This is a genomic window from Acinetobacter sp. CWB-G5, assembly GCF_019209785.1.
In the GTDB taxonomy this organism is placed as follows: Bacteria; Pseudomonadota; Gammaproteobacteria; order Pseudomonadales; family Moraxellaceae; genus Acinetobacter; species Acinetobacter johnsonii.
In genome coordinates, this window is sequence record NZ_JAHUTF010000007.1 from 17,362 (window position 1) to 36,195 (window position 18,834).

15 protein-coding genes are annotated in these 18,834 nt (G+C 43.6%); 7 read left to right on the plus strand and 8 right to left on the minus strand.

Annotation, left to right across the window (positions count from 1 at the left end):
* Positions 1-106: 106 nt before the first annotated feature.
* On the minus strand, positions 107-289 hold the full coding sequence (gene rpmF / locus KVY11_RS11720) for a 50S ribosomal protein L32 (protein WP_004279227.1): 183 nt from the start codon (positions 287-289) through the stop codon (positions 107-109).
* A gap of 76 nt (positions 290-365) precedes the next feature.
* Positions 366-923: a DUF177 domain-containing protein gene (locus KVY11_RS11725; RefSeq protein ID WP_004982945.1), complete on the minus strand. Its 558-nt coding sequence runs from the start codon at positions 921-923 to the stop codon at positions 366-368.
* A gap of 97 nt (positions 924-1,020) precedes the next feature.
* Between KVY11_RS11725 and KVY11_RS11730 the strand changes: the two genes are divergently transcribed.
* From KVY11_RS11730 to rluB, 7 genes are all read left to right on the plus strand, one after another.
* Positions 1,021-1,683, plus strand: a complete 663-nt coding sequence (locus KVY11_RS11730; protein WP_058870158.1) for an elongation factor P hydroxylase — start codon at positions 1,021-1,023, stop codon at positions 1,681-1,683.
* Between the two features lie 85 nt (positions 1,684-1,768).
* The gene (locus KVY11_RS11735) at positions 1,769-2,386 is read left to right on the plus strand and encodes an L-threonylcarbamoyladenylate synthase (RefSeq protein ID WP_218289038.1); all 618 of its coding nucleotides are present in this window, start codon (positions 1,769-1,771) and stop codon (positions 2,384-2,386) included.
* Positions 2,387-2,440: 54 nt separating this feature from the next.
* Positions 2,441-2,707 (plus strand): hypothetical protein, encoded by a 267-nt coding sequence (locus KVY11_RS11740; RefSeq protein ID WP_005400318.1) that lies wholly within the window; start codon positions 2,441-2,443, stop codon positions 2,705-2,707.
* Positions 2,708-3,349: 642 nt separating this feature from the next.
* Positions 3,350-5,755, plus strand: a complete 2,406-nt coding sequence (locus KVY11_RS11745) for a sulfatase-like hydrolase/transferase (RefSeq protein WP_218289039.1) — start codon at positions 3,350-3,352, stop codon at positions 5,753-5,755.
* A gap of 507 nt (positions 5,756-6,262) precedes the next feature.
* Complete coding sequence (locus KVY11_RS11750) at positions 6,263-7,057, plus strand: ScpA family protein (RefSeq protein ID WP_218289040.1); 795 nt, start codon at positions 6,263-6,265, stop codon at positions 7,055-7,057.
* Positions 7,057-7,644 carry an SMC-Scp complex subunit ScpB gene (scpB, locus tag KVY11_RS11755; RefSeq protein WP_010327370.1) on the plus strand — a complete coding sequence of 196 codons (588 nt, stop codon included), beginning with the start codon at positions 7,057-7,059 and terminating at the stop codon, positions 7,642-7,644. Before KVY11_RS11750 ends, scpB begins: the two co-directional genes overlap by 1 nt.
* A gap of 41 nt (positions 7,645-7,685) precedes the next feature.
* Positions 7,686-8,792 (plus strand): 23S rRNA pseudouridine(2605) synthase RluB, encoded by a 1,107-nt coding sequence (gene rluB / locus KVY11_RS11760; protein WP_004695341.1) that lies wholly within the window; start codon positions 7,686-7,688, stop codon positions 8,790-8,792.
* Between the two features lie 164 nt (positions 8,793-8,956).
* Here the strand turns inward: rluB and KVY11_RS11765 are convergent, their stop codons facing one another.
* Genes KVY11_RS11765 through KVY11_RS11790 form a run of 6 tightly spaced genes read right to left on the minus strand, consistent with a single transcriptional unit; the run spans position 8,957 to position 18,456 of the window.
* Complete coding sequence (locus KVY11_RS11765; RefSeq protein WP_218289041.1) at positions 8,957-10,687, minus strand: ABC transporter ATP-binding protein; 1,731 nt, start codon at positions 10,685-10,687, stop codon at positions 8,957-8,959.
* 10 nt (positions 10,688-10,697) lie between these two features.
* Positions 10,698-11,843 carry an ABC transporter permease gene (locus KVY11_RS11770; RefSeq protein WP_218289042.1) on the minus strand — a complete coding sequence of 382 codons (1,146 nt, stop codon included), beginning with the start codon at positions 11,841-11,843 and terminating at the stop codon, positions 10,698-10,700.
* Between the two features lie 7 nt (positions 11,844-11,850).
* Positions 11,851-12,789 (minus strand): ABC transporter permease, encoded by a 939-nt coding sequence (locus KVY11_RS11775; RefSeq protein ID WP_218289043.1) that lies wholly within the window; start codon positions 12,787-12,789, stop codon positions 11,851-11,853.
* An 11-nt stretch (positions 12,790-12,800) separates the two neighbouring features.
* Positions 12,801-14,816, minus strand: coding sequence for a M3 family metallopeptidase (locus KVY11_RS11780; protein ID WP_218289044.1), 2,016 nt, complete (start codon positions 14,814-14,816; stop codon positions 12,801-12,803).
* A 24-nt stretch (positions 14,817-14,840) separates the two neighbouring features.
* Positions 14,841-16,649 (minus strand): ABC transporter substrate-binding protein, encoded by a 1,809-nt coding sequence (locus tag KVY11_RS11785; RefSeq protein WP_218289045.1) that lies wholly within the window; start codon positions 16,647-16,649, stop codon positions 14,841-14,843.
* A gap of 13 nt (positions 16,650-16,662) precedes the next feature.
* Positions 16,663-18,456 (minus strand): ABC transporter substrate-binding protein, encoded by a 1,794-nt coding sequence (locus KVY11_RS11790; protein WP_371315991.1) that lies wholly within the window; start codon positions 18,454-18,456, stop codon positions 16,663-16,665.
* Positions 18,457-18,834: the final 378 nt, after the last annotated feature.

Consider the following 18,834-nt stretch of genomic DNA (forward strand, 5'->3'; position numbering starts at 1 on the left):
ATTGCCAAATACAACAAAAACAGCAGCGATAAAAATTCGACAACAAAAAAAGGGAGCTTTACGCTCCCCTTTTTTCGACTAAGCTTTAAGCTTAATGCTTCGACAATTATTCAGCAGATGCTTTAGCGAATAATTGACGACCACGGTAGATACCATCTTTAGATACGTGGTGACGACGGTGAGTCTCGCCAGTAGCTTGGTCTACAGTTAATGCATTCTCGGTTAAAGCGTCATGTGAACGGCGCATGTCACGGCGAGAGCGACTTTTACGGTTTTGCTGAACGGCCATGATGGCTCCTTACAAATCGAAAAATATGGATCAGAACAAATTCAGTTGTCTTATACGGAAGAGTATAACACAAAAATTAGTTAAGTTTACCCTTCAAACTTGCCAAAACATCAAACGGATTATCCCGCTTTTCTTCAACAAGTTCTTCAACGGCAGGTTGGTGCTTATGTTCACAAGCGTCATGCTTAGCAGACAAAGGCATCAACAATAACAATTCATCTTCTATCAGAGACAGTAAATCAGCCGTCGCAGGCGCATCATAGCTACCTTTCGTCGTTGCTTCACTTTCACCTAAGACGATGAAATCAGCATCCTCATCCAAGCGCTCTATCAGTGACTCATCATCCACTAGAGCTAGATGAAAATCTGAAACGAGTTCAATGTTTACCGTGCCTAAACAGCGCTGGCATTCCATTGGAACGTTCGTTTCAACGTGACCATCTAGCCATACAATACGATGATACGCATCCATTGATAGCTTACAGTCTATGTTAATCAATTGATCATCAATTGATCCAACAGCTTCACGGGCTATACGAGCAAAGCGAGACAATGGCAGTGTTCCTGACCATGTAAAGCCTTGTTCGGCCCATTTAAACGGCTCAATCTGTGCCGGAAAGGTATTTGCTGACATAATTAAGGCGGCAATTCTACAAATTCATCAGTACTCTGTCAAAGATTAAGATACAATTTTGTACTTATTTAGACAGACCATTTGGGTAACTTAAGTCATGCATCTGTTGCAGCCGCAAACAGAAGTGAGTATTTCATCACTTGTGAGCACAATTTCAACTGTCGATTCTGACATTTCAAACCGCCAAGTGCAACTCTCGACGTGGGAGAATTTGTGTACAGAAGCAGAACAAGTTGATTGGCTCATCTTACACTTTAATCGTTGGTTTTCCCACCTGAATGTCAACTTGGTTAAAGGTGACTTTGAACCTGAATATTTTCCCGCGATAGACAGCACCCCTGCGCGTATCCAATTTGCCCATGGTTTTTTTAATAGTGCATTGCATGAAATCAGCCATTGGAGCATCGCAGGAGACCAACGCCGTCTACTCCCCGACTTAGGCTACTGGTATGCACCCGATGGTCGTACGGCTGAGCAACAAGCTTTATTTGAACAGGTTGAAATTAAGCCGCAAGCCATAGAATGGTTATTTGCCACAGCTTTTGGTCGGAAGTTCCGTGTTTCCTTAGACAATCTGACTGGTGAAGGTGGTGACGGCAACCGCTTCAAAGACCATGTTTTCGCTCAAGTTCAGGCTTATTTTTCAGGCCAAGCCCAATTACCGCGCGATGCGAAACACTTCATTGACTGCATTTGCCTATGTACTCGTGCTGGCAAAACATTACAGAGCGATGAATTTCAAAGAGAAATGCTCGACTAAATTTAGCACGATTCACATTTTGGTCATTGAACATCACCGAGATAAAGCGCGATAATGTTGAAAAAACCATCAGGAGATAAAAACGATGCTTCATTTAAGAGTCCATCCTGATAACCCTCAAGCACGCTCCATCAGCCAAGCAGTAGAACGGATTCGCGCAGGCGATGTGGTGGTGTACCCAACCGATGCCGCTTATGCCATTGGCTGCCAGATTGGGAATAAAAATGCCATGGAGCGGATTGCTCAAATTCGCGGCCTTGGGGCCAAACATCAATATGCCATCATTTGTGCAGATCTGTCCGATATTGCCACTTATGCCAAAGTCGATAATGCCATGTATCGTTTACTGAAAAACAATACACCAGCCGTGACCACGTTCATTTTGCCTGCAACCAGTGAAGTGCCTAAACGCTTGATGCATCCGAAGAAAAAAACCATTGGTCTACGTATTCCAAGTAACCCTGTGTGCCAAATGTTACTCAAAGAGTTAGGTGAGCCGCTACTAACCAGTACCTTAATCCTGCCGAATCAGGAAGAACCGCTGGATGATCCCTATGACATCGAAATGCAACTGTCAAAACGAATTGATGTGTTTATCGACAGCGGGCTGGGCACATTAAACACCACCAGTATTGTCGACTTATCAGGTGATCACCCTGAAGTGATTCGCCGTGGGCTTGGCGATGTCAGCGCATTTGAGTAATGCGCTGCATTTATTCGCTAGGGAAACTGAATCTCACATTCTCAAGAGATCAACATGACCCTGTTTACGGTTTTACTCAATCTGAATCAATTTCCCGAGCAACATAATTTATATGTGCAGCGTCCTTGGACGCTTGAGTCCGAGACTTTGGTGCAAAGTCCGAGTTCAATCAACTGCATTATGCGGGAAGAGAATCTGTACAGCTATTTCCTGCCGATCGCGACCATCCAGCAATATTTCAAATATCTTGAACCCAAAAACCTCTGCTTACAGGACAACTGTCAACGCATCATTGAATTTGCTCTACAAGCACCTGAGTAAATCTTGAATGAATATTTTCCGTCGCGTCAGCTGATCCATTTCTGCAGGCTTTAGACGTATTTTTCTTCCCTACGCGTTCAAATAAATCCACGCATCCATAACAATAAAGTACCTAATCTATGCAGCTTCAGTGTTCACAACCACTGTTATCGCAAATAACCATCTTCATTTTAAAGTGCGGAAAAAACAGCCAAGTCCATTCTTTTGAGTGGTTCATCCTCTGAAGCAGTTTGATACTGTACAGCCAGAACATTAAACGTACTTCACCGTGCATTGACGATGGATCGTCATGGGTATGAAAAACAGCTACAGCATAATCAAATCAATAAGGACAAAAAATGTCGAACCAAGGGAATACAACAATATTAGGCCTATTTGCGGTTTCAACCACTCCAATGCATTCTAGCCAATCCATCGCATTCAGCTTCCAACTATTCAGGTTTCCTCCAAACGCGATCTCTGCTTCGTTTAAATCAAGCCTGTAACAGTCTGTATGAGATGAGAGCCTCATGTCTGAAGCTACAACTCAATCGAAATCCCCAAACATCTAAACCTTTTTATTCCGTAGGTCTTTTCCCTGCTCAGCATTTTTGCACATTTTTTCAACACCACAGCAAGGAAACTTTTAATAAGGGATTGTATATGAACAAAAATAGATCATTAAGCTCCAAACCACTGACACGTGTCCTCACCTTGGTCGCAGCCATTACAGCATCGCATGCCGCTTTAGCAGCTCCCGAAGCCCAAAGTAGCACACCTCAAGCCTCAAACCAGACAGGCTTGGTTTTGCCCCAGCCTACACCAGAATTTAAAGGGGTGATTAAAGAAACCTTTGAGGGCTCTAAACAAGATTTTCCTCAACCTGTAAAAGCACCCAAAGGTGCCCCTAACGTGGTGGTAATTTTGTTAGACGACTTAGGCTTTGGGCAAGCTGGCACCTTTGGTGGGCCTGTACCGACACCTGAAATGGATGAACTTGCAGATGATGGTGTGATTTTCAATCGTTTCCATACTACAGGGATTAGTTCTCCAACACGTGCAGCTCTTTTAACTGGACAAAACCCACATCAAGTTGGAGCGGGAACCATCACCGAACTTTCAACGGGTTATCCGGGATATAACACAATATGGCCCAAGGAAAGTGCCAGTGTCGCTAGAATCCTTAAAGACAATGGCTATGCCACTGCGGCATTTGGTAAATGGCACAACACCCCTGACTGGGAAACATCTCCAGCTGGGCCTTTTGAACGCTGGCCAACAGGTCTCGGTTTCGAATATTTTTATGGCTTCTTTGGTGGTGAATCGAGCCAATGGGAACCGCAGCTGATCCGCGGAGTAACACCCGTTGAACCAACTAAAAGACCAGAGCAAGGCTATAACCTGAATGTTGACTTGGTCAATGATGCAATTGGGTGGATCAATCGTCAAGGCTCAGTATCTCCAGATAAACCGTATTTTGTCTATATGGCACCCGGTGCCGTCCATGCACCACTCCATGTCAATCAAGAATGGATTGATAAGTTTCAAGGCCAGTTCAACCAAGGTTGGGACAAAGTCCGTGAAGAAACCTTGGCCCGTCAGAAGAAATTGGGCATTGTGCCTAAAAATACTGACTTAACGCCACGTCCAGACAGTATTCAAGCTTGGGCTTCCTTATCAGCCGATGAAAAGCGTTTGTTTGCAAAACATCAAGAAGTCTTTGCAGGCTTCCTCGCGCAAACAGATCATGAAATGGGACGTTTGATTAAAGCCATTAAGAAACTTCCCGATGCAGATAATACCCTCATTATTTTTATTGCTGGGGATAATGGTGCCAGTGCTGAAGGGACGTTAACGGGTACTATAAATAATCTAATGACTCAAAATGGTTTTCCAGATACCGTTGAAAATCAATTAAAACATATTGATGAAATTGGCGGACCAAAGCACGAAAACCAATATCCTGTCGGTTGGGCATGGGCTGGCTCTTCCCCGTTCCAATGGATGAAACGCGTTCCTTCTCACTTCGGGGGAACACGCAATGGCATGATCGTTTCTTGGCCTGCAAAAATTAGAGCCACGCATGCGATCCATAACCAATTCCATCATGTTTCCGACATCACCCCAACCATTTTAGAAGCAGCCAATATTCCGCAGCCCAACTCAGTAGATGGTGTAAAGCAAACGCCAATGTCTGGCATTAGCATGGCATACAGTTTCAATGATGCAAAAGCCAAAGATCAGCGTCATACCCAATACTTTGAAACGGGTGGACATAGAGCCATCTATCAAGACGGTTGGGTTGCCTCATCCTTCCATGGCGTACCGTGGAAGCTCAGTGGCTCTTTAGGCTTTAAAGATAGTCCGTGGGAACTATACAATATCAAACAGGACTTTTCCCAAGCGCATGACCTAGCAGCCAAAGAGCCTCAACGCTTAGCAGAAATGCAGAAACTGTTCGACCAAGAAGCAGGCAAATATGGCGTTTATCCGTTAGATGACCGTTTTGTGGAACGTGCTTTTAATCCAGAACGGCCTTCTTCAGTTCGTGGCCGAAAGCAATTCACCTATTCAGCAGGAACCACGCGTCTGCCTGAAGGCAGTGCACCACCCATGTATCAGCGCTCGCATAGTATTAAGGCTGACATTGTCATTCCTAAAAGCGGTGCCAATGGTGTAATTGTTGCTGAAGGTGGTTCAGGTGGTGGCTTCTCTTTGTATTTGGAAAATGGCATACCTGTGTACGAATACAACTTCTTTGCCCAATCGTATTATCGGATTGCTTCCACCAAAGCATTAGCACCGGGTAAACACAGCATCGTCGTAGACTATCAACAGACTCCGCGTGAAGGACGACATGGTATTGGCGGACCCGTGACCATCAGCGTCAATGGCGATACGGTTGCCCAAGGTCAGGTTGAAAAAGTGGTTCCTTATCGCTTCTCCGCAACTGAAACCTTCGATATCGGTATGGACTTAGGCTCAACCGTTTCACCTCGCTACAATGAAAAAGCGCCGTATGCATTCACAGGTCAAATCGATACCGTCACAATCGATTTAAAAGACTAAATAATTTCAAACGCGATGATCTGAGATTGATCAACACCCAAAAGCTTAAGGCTTCAAAGTCTAACGTTTAGGGCTGCGCTGAAATACATTCTTCGTATTTCAGCGCTATTCTTTAAGGCATTCATCCAATGCCTATTTTGTAGGCTGCTTTTGAGATTCATAATGCCGCACTATGCAGCCTCATCTAGCTACTTACAATAAATCGATTATTTTTCAAACCACAGGACTAGGCCCTAAGTCCGTCATGTTCTCTTAAACCCAACCCATTTCTGCAGATTTAGCCACGACATCAGCAAATAAAAAGCATCACACAAATAAATACTCTCTATTTATTTACAGCTTTTTTTGTTATTTGGTCGGTGAAATCATGTATTCACACCGCAATTTGTTTTACACTAAGCCCTATTAAAATTATGTATTTTTTAAATCACCTCTACTTTTTCTCCTAAGTACTGATTCGAAAAAACATAATCATGCCTTTGAAAATTCGCGTGGCCAATAACTGTAATGAATCAATCCGTCCATAATGCCATGGAAGATCTTCCACAAATCCGTGTTATGGATGAGTGGCATGACTCCATCCCCGAGGATTTATATATTCCTCCCGCTGCATTTGAAATTCTTTTAGAGCATTTTGAAGGACCACTCGACTTTCTGATTTACCTGATTCAAAAAAATGGCTTCGACTTATTACAGTTAGATATTGCCCCGATTGCAGCGCAATACCTGTCTTATATGGATGCCATGAAGTCACTTAACATTGAGCTGACAGCAGACTATATGGTGATGGCCGCGCTATTGGCTGACTTAAAGTCACGTTTGCTGTTGCCCAAAGCACCCAATACAATCCAAATTGAAAAAGATCCAAAACAAGAGCTGATTGACCGTTTAGAAACTTATCTCCGTATTAAACAAGCGGCTGAACGCTTGGGGCAAATGCCTATATTAGAGCGAGACACCTTCTCAACCAATGTCAGCTTAGGCCAAACTCTAGATAATAATGACGGTCATAATGTGCAACAGCTACGTGATGCCCTGTTTTGTGTATTTAACCGACCTGAGCCGATCACCCATCAAATTGCACAAGAACCTGTTTTACTTGAAGAGCGCATGGCTTTTATTGAAAGCAAAGTCGCTTCAGGTGAAGTTTTAGTTTTTGAATCTTTGCTGCGTCCCATCCAAGGTCGGATGGGCATGGTCGTGACGTTTATGGCCATTTTAGAGTTAACCCGTCAGCAACGTATTCAAATTGTGAGTTCAGGTGTTGAAGCACCGCTTTCGATACAAGGAGTCAAAAAATAATGTTAGAACAAACCGCTCCTGTAACGAATGAAGATAACTTGCATGAAGTGTTGATGCAGTTAGAAGCGATTATTTTTGCCAGTGATGCACCTGTTTCACTTGCACGATTGAAAGAATCGTTCCAAAATCAATATAGCAAACAAGATTTACGCCAGTTTTTACAACAACTTGCCATGTTACAGCATGGTCGTTCGATTGAACTGATTGAAACTGCTCAAGGTTTTCGTTTTCAAGTTCGAGCAAAATACCGTCAAATCGTTGCACAAACGTGGCCAGAGCGACCAACTCGTCTCTCGCCATCGCTACTCGAAATGTTGGCCGTGGTTGCCTATCATCAACCCGTCACTCGAGCAGATATAGAACAAATTCGAGGAGTCTCAAATAACAGTCAACTGTTACGAACGTTATTTGATTGGAACTGGATTAAAGAATCTGGTTTTCGTGAACTCCCAGGAAGACCTGCGTTGTTAGTTACAACGCCCCAATTTTTAAATGCATTTGGCCTAAATTCTTTAGGTCAGTTGCCTCCCCTGCAGGATGCCAAGGAAGCTTTTATGGCGCTCGATGCGAATGCACCGAAGTCGTAAATAGGTGAACTGTTGATGATAATTTCTAAGGTTATGCTGTCATGAGTGAAAAGTTGCAAAAGGTACTCGCACGAGTTGGTTTGGGTTCTCGCCGTTATATGGAAGAAGTCATTGCCGCTGGTCGTGTGAGTGTCAACGGCCAAGTTGCCCAAGTAGGCGAACGTATTGAACCAGGTGATGAGCTTCGCATCGATGGTCGTAAAGTATCGTTCCAAATTGAAGATGAAATTCGTCGTCGTGTTCTGATTTACTATAAACCAGAAGGCGAAATTTGTTCACGTAACGACCCTGAGTCACGTCCAACGGTATTTGATCAATTACCTGCAATCGCGAATGATCGCTGGGTGATGGTAGGACGTCTGGATATTAACTCAACAGGTCTACTGTTGTTCACAAATGATGGCGAACTCGCGAATCGCTTGATGCACCCATCAAATGAAGTTGAACGTGAGTATGCTGTACGTGTTATGGGTGAAGTGACGCCTCAAATTAAGAACAACATGCTCAAAGGTGTGGTGTTAGATGATGGCCCAGCGAAGTTTGAGTCATTCTCTGAAATTGGCGGTGAAGGGATTAACCGCTGGTATCAAGTGGTGGTAAAAGAAGGTCGTAACCGCGAAGTACGTCGTATTTTTGAATCGCAAGGTTTAAAAGTCAGCCGTCTACTCCGTACACGTTATGGCACGGTTATTTTACCACGCGAACTACGTACGGGTCGTTGGATGGAATTGGACAAAAACGACATCGATAACTTAACCAAAGCGGTTGAGTTAAAACCACGTCAAGGCACTGGTTTGTACGGCATGGCAAAACGTCGTACTGAACGTATGCAAGAAAAACCAATGGCTGCACGTCGTGGTGGTTTCTTACGTCAACAGCGCCGTGACAATGAAGATGAAGGCCAACAACAAGCGAAGCCAGCTTTCAACCGTGAACGTCGTGAAAATCCAAATGGTCATAGCCAACGTCGTCAGGACAATGCACAAACAGGTTATGGTCAACGTGAACCACGCCAAAACTCAGGCTATGCACAACGTGACAGCCGTCCAGAGAACTTTGGCAACAAAGGCACCTATGGTCAACGCGACGCGCGTGATGAAAATGCACCACGTAAACCTTTTGGAAATAAAAGCTTTAAGAAGTTTTAATTTTTAAAGTCAAAATTTGAGCCACCTTCGAGTGGCTCTTTTTATATGTGTTTACGCTGCACAATAAGCCCTCTTTCTGTTCTAGATCAGAAAAAAACGCAAGCTCCTCATAAAAAACGCCCAACTTATTGAGCGTTTTTATTCCTCCGCCAACAACAGCCTATTCATGCCACACTTTGCGGAATAGCACTGAGTAAACGTTTGGTATATTCATGCTGTGGCGACTGGTACAAATCATCTGAATTGGCTATTTCCACCAAATCACCATGGTTCATCACCATGATTTGATCTGAAATATATTTCACCACTGATAAATCATGTGAAATAAAGATATAACTCAGTCCAAATTCATCCTGTAAATCTTGCAGTAAATTCAGTACTTGGGCTTGTACCGAAACATCCAATGCTGATACCGACTCATCACAAATCAAAACCTCAGGTTTTAAAGTTAGGCAGCGGGCAATAGCAATACGTTGACGCTGTCCACCTGAAAACTCATGTGGATAACGATAAAAAGCCTGTGCAGGTAAGCTCACGCGTTCCAACAAGTCCAAAGCCATCTGTTTGCGTTCAGCATCATTCGCGCCGATATGATGCACCTGCATCGGTTCCATCAAAATCTGCCCGACGGTAAAACGTGGATTGAGTGATGCATAGGGATTTTGGAAAATAATTTGAATCTTGCGTTGATACCGAGCAAACTCTTTTTCTGACATGGCCAAAATATCTTGACCTTCAAACAGTGCTTTACCCCCTGTTGCCTCCTGTAAGCGCATCAGCAATAATCCGATGGTCGTTTTCCCCGAACCAGACTCACCCACCAAGCCCAAAGTCTTGCCTTTTGCCAGTTGGAAACTCACGCCTTTGACCGCTTGGAACTCCTGTTTGCCGAATAATCCTTTACGACTATAAAATGACTTTTTAAGGTCTCGCACATCTAAAATGATCTCTTCTTGGCCAGTTAAGCCCCGAGATCTTTGTTGAAGTGACTCGACATCGATGGTATGCGTTTCAATATAGTCATCACCCTTTTGCTGCATGAAATCACTGATCATGGGCAAACGCATGGGACGTTTGGACAATTGTGGACGGCAGTGTAACAACGCTTTGGTATAGACATCTTGAGGGCGTTCAAGCACATCTTTAACCCTACCTTGTTCACGAATTTGACCATGCCGCATTACGATTACCTGATCGGCAATTTCCCCGACCAAAGCCAAATCATGGGTAATAAACAGCATCGACATTTGATGCTTCTTCCGCAACGACTCCAGCAAATCTAAAATTTGCTTTTGAATAGTGACATCCAGCGCTGTCGTCGGTTCATCGGCAATCAATAGTTTGGGTTTACACGCAATTGCCATAGCAATCATGACGCGCTGCTGCTGCCCACCCGACAATTGCCCCGGATAAGCATCAATCTTGGTTTCAGGAGATGGAATCCCAACTTCTATCAAGAGTTCCAAAGCACGTGCACGCGCCTGCTTACGACTCATACCCAAATGTAACTGCAAAATTTCTGCAATTTGTGAACCTACCGTAAACACAGGATTCAAGGATGACATCGGTTCCTGAAAAATCATGGCAATATCTTTTCCGCACTTTTTCCGCATTTCACGGCGCGGTAAGTCGAGTAGGTTTTTCCCCTCAAACAGAATTTTACTGTCCAAAGCAATTTGACTACTTTCAGGAGGTAATAGCCCCATGGTCGCTAGCGATGTGACCGATTTACCACTGCCAGACTCCCCGACTAAAGCTACAGTGGTATTCACTGGAATACTAAAACTGATGCCTTTGACCGTTCCAACATACTGCTTTTCTTCATTTTTAAAGCTGACACGCAAGTTTTCCACCTGAAGTAAGGCTGGCGCTGTCATATGATTGAGTTCAGACATTCTCATGCTCCTATTTCAGTTTCGGGTCTAATGCATCTCGCAGTGCATCGGTAAACATTGAAAATGCAGTGACCAGAACCGCCATTGCTACCGAAGCGGCCGCTAACTGCCACCACTTGCCTAAAATCAACTCACTTTGAGCCTCATTCAGCATACTGCCCCATGACACCACACCGACAGGGACACCAAAACCTAAGAAGCTCAAAATCACTTCTGACTTAATAAAGGCCACCACTAAAATTGACATTTGAACCAGTGCGATATGACTGACATTGGGAAATATATGCACAAAGATACGTCGGCCATGACTCACCCCAATTGCTTTTGCCGCCAACACATATTCCCGCGAAGTATGCTTCATATATTCAGCACGAATTAAACGATATACCCCCGTCCACCCCGTTAAACCCAAAATCAAAACAATGGATAAAATACCTTTTTGTTGCAGTACTGCAGCAATCGCTAGCACCAAGAGCAGATAAGGAATCGAGGTAAAAATGTTATAAAACCAATTCAAGACATCATCGACCCAGCCACCAAAGTAGCCCGAAATGGCACCTAAAACTGTGCCAATCACCACGGCAAGAAAAGCTGCGACCAAGCCAACAATAATTGATGTTTCTGCACCTTTAATGGTTTTCAGTAAAACACTTTGTCCCCATTTGTCGGCACCTAAAACCAAGCTTTGCTTGAGTTCCGCTTGTTGATCTAGTAAATGACCATCCAGCGCTTGGTCAATCGCTTTCATATCTTCGGCTAAAGGATCAACAACCCCATAGTAATCAATAGCACCACCTACACCCTGTTCAGCAGCAATTTCTGCGTTGAGCTCACGAATCACATCTTTTAAAGGATCAACAGGGTTTTCAGGCACAGCCGCTTCGACTTTTCGTGTTTCACTTTGCGTAGCAGGTATCGCTGCTGCACCGATAAACGTAGGCGGTGCATAACTCACAGCGACTTCTTTATTCCAGTCTTTGGCAATCAATCCTGTAGATGACAAAATTAACAGCACCAAATAAAACAGTACGATTAGGAGGGAAAACATGGCGATTCGATCGCGTTTTAAACGGCGCATAGCGAGTTGCCATAGCCCTGTAGATGCTGTTGTAGGTTCAGCAGTATCTGGTTTTCTTTTAGTGAGAACACTGAGCATAATTCACCTACTTCAACTGTACACGTGGATCGACCCATTTATAAATCAAATCGGCAATCAAGTTGAAAAACATCGTTGCGAGGGCAACGTACACGGTAATGGCTTTAATTACGGGAAAATCACTGCGCTCTACTGCAATAATCACTTCACGACCAATACCCGGAATACCAAAGAAGCGCTCAATCAAAAATGCACCAATCAGCAAAGCAGGTAAACTTGCCATCACGTCTGTAATAATCGGGATTGAGGCATTGCGTAGCACATGCACACCTAAAATGCGCCGTTCGCCAATCCCTTTGGCACGTGCAGTACGAACATAGTCTTGATTGACTTCATCCAAAACAAAACTACGATACAACCGTAAAGTCGGGGCAATACTGACCACCAACATGATCAGAATAGGCAATAAAGCATATTTAAACAGGTTCTCGCTAAAGCTATCGCTCCAGCCTTGTACCGGAAACCAGCTCAACTGATAGGCAAAGACATACTGAAAAACAATGATATACACCAAGATACTGATCGACATGCCAATCGTACACAGCATCATCACCATACGATCCGTTAAACTGCCACGCACCGCTGCTACCGCCAAAGCCAAAATAATAGAAATAATGGTTTGTAAGATCGTCAGTGGAATGAGCAAAGTCAGTGAAGGTCCGAGTCGTGTCGCGATGATTTGCGATACTGACTCCCCTGTACTCCAACTCAGCCCATAATCAAATGTCAAAATCTGCTTAATGAAAATCCACAATTGCACATAATAGGGCTGATCGACCCCAAGCTGCTGTCGGATATTTTCAATCTGTTCAGGATTCGACATTTTCCCTGCCAAAATATAGGCAGGGTCACCACCGACCCAGTTAAACAACAAGAAAATCAGCAACACCACCCCAAGCATGGTCGGGATCATTTGCCAAATTCGACGAATAATATATGCCAGCATAAAAATGCCCCTTATTTCACCCGTTGACCGGTAATTTCATCGAAAAAGGCTTTGTTATCAGGCTCACGCCCCAAAAAGTCTTTGACCAATGCTTTGGCAGGTTTTTGACCGCCTTGGGACAAAATGGTTTGACGATAGTGCTGTCCCACTTCAGGGTTATTTAAGTTATCACCAAAGGCTGAGAGCATGTCCAACGCCATCACTTCTGACCACATATAGCCGTAATACCCGACTTGATAACCACCCATGATGTGACCAAACTGCCCCGGAAACTCAGTGGTTGGAACATAACCCAAAGCCGTTTCTCCTTCCATTTTTTCCCAAACCTTTAAGGGCTGAACCTCTCGTGCATCACTGCCATGTAGCGCCATGTCATACTGCGCATACAACGTCTGACGAGCATAATGCAAACCACGCCCATAACTATGCACGGCATTGAGTTTGGCAATCAGCGCATCATCCACGCGTGGGCAGTCAGGTTTGCAGTAGTCTGCCACCTTTGACAAAGTCTCTTTGCGTCGTGCCCATTCCTCATACATTTGTGAAGGTGCTTCGACAAAGTCTCGCTCAACCGAAGTTCCAGACTGAGATGAAAAACGTGTGTTGGATAAAATGCCATGCAGCGCATGACCAAACTCATGTACAAAAGTTTCAAGTTCATCGCTATTTAAACCATTGCGGTTAAAGTTAGTCACCAGTGCTGAAATCGGTTTTCGCCCAGTTAAGCTACTGCCGCCATAAACACCCCATACAGCAGCATGTCCATATTTACCTTTACGTGGAAATTTATCCATATATAAGCCACCGAGCAGTTGCCCTGTTTTGGCATCGGTCACATCGTAATATTCCACTTCATCTTGCCAAACTTCGACTTTGGCAGGCTTAAATTTGATGCCATACAGGTTTTCAGAAATGGCAAATAGCCAGTCTTGAGAGGCTTGCGTTGGAAAATACTGACGTAGTTGCTCTTGATCGACCTGATACTTGGCTTTGCGTAACTTTTCACTCCAATATGCTTCGCTCCAACGCTCAATACTGGCTTGCTCAACAGGGATATTTAAACTTTGCGCTTTAAACTCACGTAGAGTTTGAACTTCCTTTTTCTCTAGGGGCGCCACGGTAGCATGTACCTCTGCCAAGAATTTATTCACAGTTTCAGGGGTTTTCGCCATCCGACTTTGTAGTACCCACTCGGCATAGCTAGACTTGCCAAACAGTTGTGCTAACTCATAACGTAAGTCCATCGCTTGCTTCAACAGCGCTAAATTTTTCTCACCACCACGTCGGGTAAATGCCATTTGATAACGCTTACGTGCATCATCGTTATCTGCCAACTCCATAAACGGACGATAATCGGGATACTCAAACCCTAACAGATAATTACCATTGTCATTTTTCTTTAAGCCGTCGATATAACTTTGTGGCAGGCCTTTTAGCTCATCAGGGCTAAATTCGAGTTTTTCAGGATTATCACGGACATTACGCGCATACTCTTGTTCAATTTTTGCCAGTTCATCAAAAATTGCTTTTAAACGTACTTGTTTATCTGCTGAAAGCTGTATCCCTGTTTTTTCAAAACCTTCCAAAATATCTTCACGGAACTTGGCTTCAATCGGATCAGCAATTTTAATTTTCTTAATTTGTTGATATAGCTTTGGATTTTGATACACATCAGTTTGGAATTGGCTAATTTTAATTTCACAGTCTTCAGCCGCTTTACGTAATGCTTCATCAGGGTCAACATTGCTATACAGACCAATCGGGCCGTAAAAATCTTCAAATGATGCAAAAATATGATCCCATTCAGCCAATACAGGCGCTGCTGCCGTTTCATTTTTAAGGGGCTTATTTTCAAACGCTTTGAGTTGCTTTTTCACATCCGCAATTTTGGCATTACACATTGCAGGGATGTCTTTGGCTTGAAAGCTGGGTAATGTTTGGCGCGGTGGTGTTTCCGCCAAAGCCATCTGACTCATCCCTAGGCCCAACATGCACAATGCAGTGAATTTAAAATGTTGCTTTTTCATCATGACTCCAGTTTTGTTTAATTTCTATTTCTTCAAATCAATATCGATATAGATCCACTCTGCGGGCAGTATGGGATGCTTTTTAAAACCAATCACACGCGGTTGTGCCAAGATATTGCGGTAACGCGCGCCAATCACCTGTACAGGCATATACACCTCTAGCAGACGCGACATTTTGGCGTAGATTGCATCGCGCTCTGGGCTTGGTGTCATCTTTTGGGCTTGTTCATATAGGCGGTCATATTCAGGAATTTTGACGCAGCCATTGTTGGTGATCTTGATGTTTTTGCCATAAAACAGCTGCATAAAGTTATCTGCATCTGGGTAGTCTGCAATCCATGCTGATGCTTTAAACATGGTTTTACATTGTTTTTCTAATTTCAAAGCTTCAGCAAAAGGCATCGACTTGGTGGTCATTTTGATTTTGATGCTGTCTAAGGTTTTCTTCCAAAACTCGGCTTGTTGTTGACTGCGTAAATTATTGCCCGAAAGCGTCATCTCAATCACCAAAGGTTTGCCATTCGGCTGAGTACGCCAACCATCCGCAGCTACTTTATAGTGATAACGATCTAACAATAAATTTGCCGCTTTGACTGAGTAAGGAATACTGCTTCGATAATTGGGATCGTAGCCCACCACACCACTTGGAATCGGTGCTTGCAGTTTTTGCGAATCGCCTTTTTGTAAAATATTGATGTAATTATCGGCTGAAAATGCCATCGCCATGGCACGGCGCAGGGCAATTTTATCTTTACTCAAACCACCAACTACTGGGTTTTGCATGTTCCAATAATGATAGTCAATCGAAGGATCGGTGATCCGTGACAGCTGTACACCTTTCTTGATCAGTTCCGGTTTTAGTTTTCCATCTTGCAAGGCTTGAACCGTCAACTCACCATCCAAAGCAAATAGATCGACTTCATCTTTAATAAAGGACAACCAGCGTGATTGTCCTTCTTCCATCACCTGAATATCAATCACGCCAATTTGTGGCATCTTTTTGCCTTGCATGGCTTTGATGATCTTTTGGTCCTCAGGCGTACTGGCCTTAAAGTTCCAAACAAAACTTCGGAAATCTGGGTTGGCCTTTAAAATAATCCGCGAACCCGGCGTCCAACGACTGAGCATATATGGCCCCGTTCCTATTGGATGCCCCATGACAAACCCCGCTTTGTCACGATATTTTTCGATGACTTCCCGTGCAACTGCACCTGCAGGCTGATGCGCAAGCAGCATTGGAAAGTTCTGATCAGGGCTGGTCAGGCGAATAACCAAGGTATAACGGTCTGGTGTTTGCAAGCCCGCGACAGATTGGTCGTAATTGAATTTTCCTGTTTTCTGCGCCTGTTTCAGCAAAGCCTCCATCCCTAAGATTCGCCCATCAAGCAGCCAACTGTTGGGTGAACGCAAGCTCGGATCCATTAAGCGTTTAAAGGTATACACATAATCAGCCGAGGTCAGCTCACGCTTTTTACCTTTAAACACTGGGTCAGCAGCAAAATAAATCCCCTTTTGCAGACGAATGGTATAGGTCAATCCATCTGCGCTCACCTCGGGTAAAGCCACAGCTGTTCGTGGAACCAATTTCGCAGGTGAGGCCAAATAATCATAGGTAAACAAAGTTTCAAAAATCGAACCGTTGACATGCGCCGAGTACAAGTCATGTACGCCCGCAGGGTCAAAGCCTGTTTCAGCCACAGGAAAAACATAACGTAAAACTTTTTTCGGGTCGGCAGGGCTTTGTGCAAAACTGGAAACTGAACTACTCAGCAGAATACTGCCTACCCAAATCCCCAAACCCCATCGTTTCAATTTCTGATTTAGATCTCTCATTATGTTCTACATCTCAATTATTTTTTATGGGCTGAATATCCAAATACTGCCAATTGGTGTTCATCATCGGATGTGCTTTAAAACCCTGAACTTGTGGATGTAACAACCAATTTCGAATGCGACTGTTATGAATAATCCATGGATTATCGGCTTCAATTTGACGACTGAGTTTTTCATAAAATGGCAAACGCTGAGGCGGTGGGAGTGCCATCGCTTGTGTATAAAGTGCATCATAGGCTTTGGACTGGTAGCAACTGAGATTGCCCTGAGCCGAATTGGGCCCATACAGCAGCTGGGCAAAGTTTTCCCCTTCAGGATAGTCTGCAATCCAAGCCCCGCCCCAAATCATATATTTACATTGCATCGCTGCTTTTAAATTGTCAGCAAAGTTACTCACCACAAAGTCGGCACGCAGACCAATTGCATCTAAATTTTTCTTCCACAGTTCAGATTGAATCACGGAACTGGAACTGTTTTCAGTCATAAACTTAAGCGTTAGAGGCTGACCATTCGGTAGCCGACGGTAACCATCTCCCCCCTTTTTATAACCGAAACGATCCAGTAATTTATTCGCCAAGAGCGGGTTATAGGCCACGCTACTCCGATAATTCGGATTAAAGCCTTGTACCCCCTCAGGCACCAACATCTCCGACTTCACCGCCTGCCCTTTATACAGTTGTTTAATGGCTTCTGCTTGGTTATAAGCCAGACTAATCGCACGTCTTAATGCAACTTTTTCAAGCCCAAAACCACCCACTGTAGGGTCTTGCATATTAAACATGGTATAGGTGATTTCAGCGTCTTTATTGGGAAAATGTTGAATACCCTGCTTGACCAGTTCAGGTTTGAGTTGTTTGCCATTTAAAGCCTGTGGTACCGCATTGGAAGTCAGTTTGTCAAAGTCGAGTTGTCCCGATTTGAACGCGAGCCAGCGAGACTGTTCTTCTTCAATAATACTGACGCTGACTTTGCCGATTTGCGGCATTTTTTTGCCTTGCATTTCTTTGACCAGACGGTTGTCCCAACTCGAACCTGTAGATTTAAAATTCCATGTAAAGCCACGATATTTCGGGTTGGCCACCAGTTCAATACGACTCCGCGGTACATATTTACTCAGTTGATAAGGCCCTGTTCCCACGGGATGTTGCGCGATTCGGTCCCCATAAAACTCCACCACTTCCCGCGCTGTTCCACTAAATGTGGCGTAAGCTAAGATATAGGGAAAATTATAGTCAGGACGAGTTAATGTGATTTGTAGTGTGTATTTATCGAGGGCTTTTAAACCCGAAATCTCGGCATCGTAATTAAACTGGCCTGTTTTCTTGGCTTGAGCAACAGCAGCATCGCCACCGACAATTTTGCCTTCAATAAATGAATAGGTCGGTGAGCGGTTTTTCGGATCCATAATCCGCATCATAGAATAAATATAATCCTGCGCCACCAACTCCCGCGGCTTGCCTTTGAAGGCCGCGTCATCGCTAAAATAAATATTGGGCTGAATTTTAAAGATATAGACTTTGCCCTCTTGTTCTATTTTTGGCATCGCCACTGCTGTATTTGGAACCAATTGAGCGGGACGCGCCAAATAATCATATTTTAAAAGCGGTTCAAAAATGGCTTGGGCAATACTACCACTATAAAAATTATAGGTTTTAACCGTATCAAAACCATCATCAGGCGCTTCATAAGCGATATTTAATACTTTGTTTGGATCTGCAGGCGACTTTGCATAGGCAGAAAAGCCAAAACCCATCGCAAGGGATAAAGCAGCAAGCTTCAGTTTTTTTGAATTCAAATTCATACCTATACACATCTTTTTTTAAGCAAGGTGATCTCATGCCATCCATGTTCAATGTCAGTGTTTTATTTTTCAGACAACACTGACAAAAACTTAAAACATAAACCCATGTTTTATAAATTAAATTTTAATTATCAAAATTTAAAAAACGGTCATGGGCAAATATTCACCTCAGCAACAAAGCGAATATCATGCCACGCCTATTTTTTTATCATTCTAATTTAACATTTTGTAAGAAAAATATATGGATATTAATTAGTTATAAATGAGAGGCTCAACTCACATCGAAACATTTTGCCAATTAGTAGCTATTTTCAAACATTCAGTTTAAATAAACTATTGCACAGATTTAATACACCAATGATTCAAATTCGAACATCACAAGAA

Excerpts from the sequence above, each read along its gene's own strand:
- rpmF (WP_004279227.1), bottom strand. The coding sequence starts at position 289 with ATGGCCGTTCAGCAAAACCGTAAAAGTCGCTCTCGCCGTGACATGCGC.
- KVY11_RS11725 (WP_004982945.1), bottom strand. The coding sequence starts at position 923 with ATGTCAGCAAATACCTTTCCGGCACAGATTGAGCCGTTTAAATGGGCC.
- KVY11_RS11730 (WP_058870158.1), top strand. The coding sequence starts at position 1,021 with ATGCATCTGTTGCAGCCGCAAACAGAAGTGAGTATTTCATCACTTGTG.
- KVY11_RS11735 (WP_218289038.1), top strand. The coding sequence starts at position 1,769 with ATGCTTCATTTAAGAGTCCATCCTGATAACCCTCAAGCACGCTCCATC.
- KVY11_RS11740 (WP_005400318.1), top strand. The coding sequence starts at position 2,441 with ATGACCCTGTTTACGGTTTTACTCAATCTGAATCAATTTCCCGAGCAA.
- KVY11_RS11745 (WP_218289039.1), top strand. The coding sequence starts at position 3,350 with ATGAACAAAAATAGATCATTAAGCTCCAAACCACTGACACGTGTCCTC.
- KVY11_RS11750 (WP_218289040.1), top strand. The coding sequence starts at position 6,263 with ATGAATCAATCCGTCCATAATGCCATGGAAGATCTTCCACAAATCCGT.
- scpB (WP_010327370.1), top strand. The coding sequence starts at position 7,057 with ATGTTAGAACAAACCGCTCCTGTAACGAATGAAGATAACTTGCATGAA.
- rluB (WP_004695341.1), top strand. The coding sequence starts at position 7,686 with ATGAGTGAAAAGTTGCAAAAGGTACTCGCACGAGTTGGTTTGGGTTCT.
- KVY11_RS11765 (WP_218289041.1), bottom strand. The coding sequence starts at position 10,687 with ATGTCTGAACTCAATCATATGACAGCGCCAGCCTTACTTCAGGTGGAA.
- KVY11_RS11770 (WP_218289042.1), bottom strand. The coding sequence starts at position 11,843 with ATGCTCAGTGTTCTCACTAAAAGAAAACCAGATACTGCTGAACCTACA.
- KVY11_RS11775 (WP_218289043.1), bottom strand. The coding sequence starts at position 12,789 with ATGCTGGCATATATTATTCGTCGAATTTGGCAAATGATCCCGACCATG.
- KVY11_RS11780 (WP_218289044.1), bottom strand. The coding sequence starts at position 14,816 with ATGAAAAAGCAACATTTTAAATTCACTGCATTGTGCATGTTGGGCCTA.
- KVY11_RS11785 (WP_218289045.1), bottom strand. The coding sequence starts at position 16,649 with ATGAGAGATCTAAATCAGAAATTGAAACGATGGGGTTTGGGGATTTGG.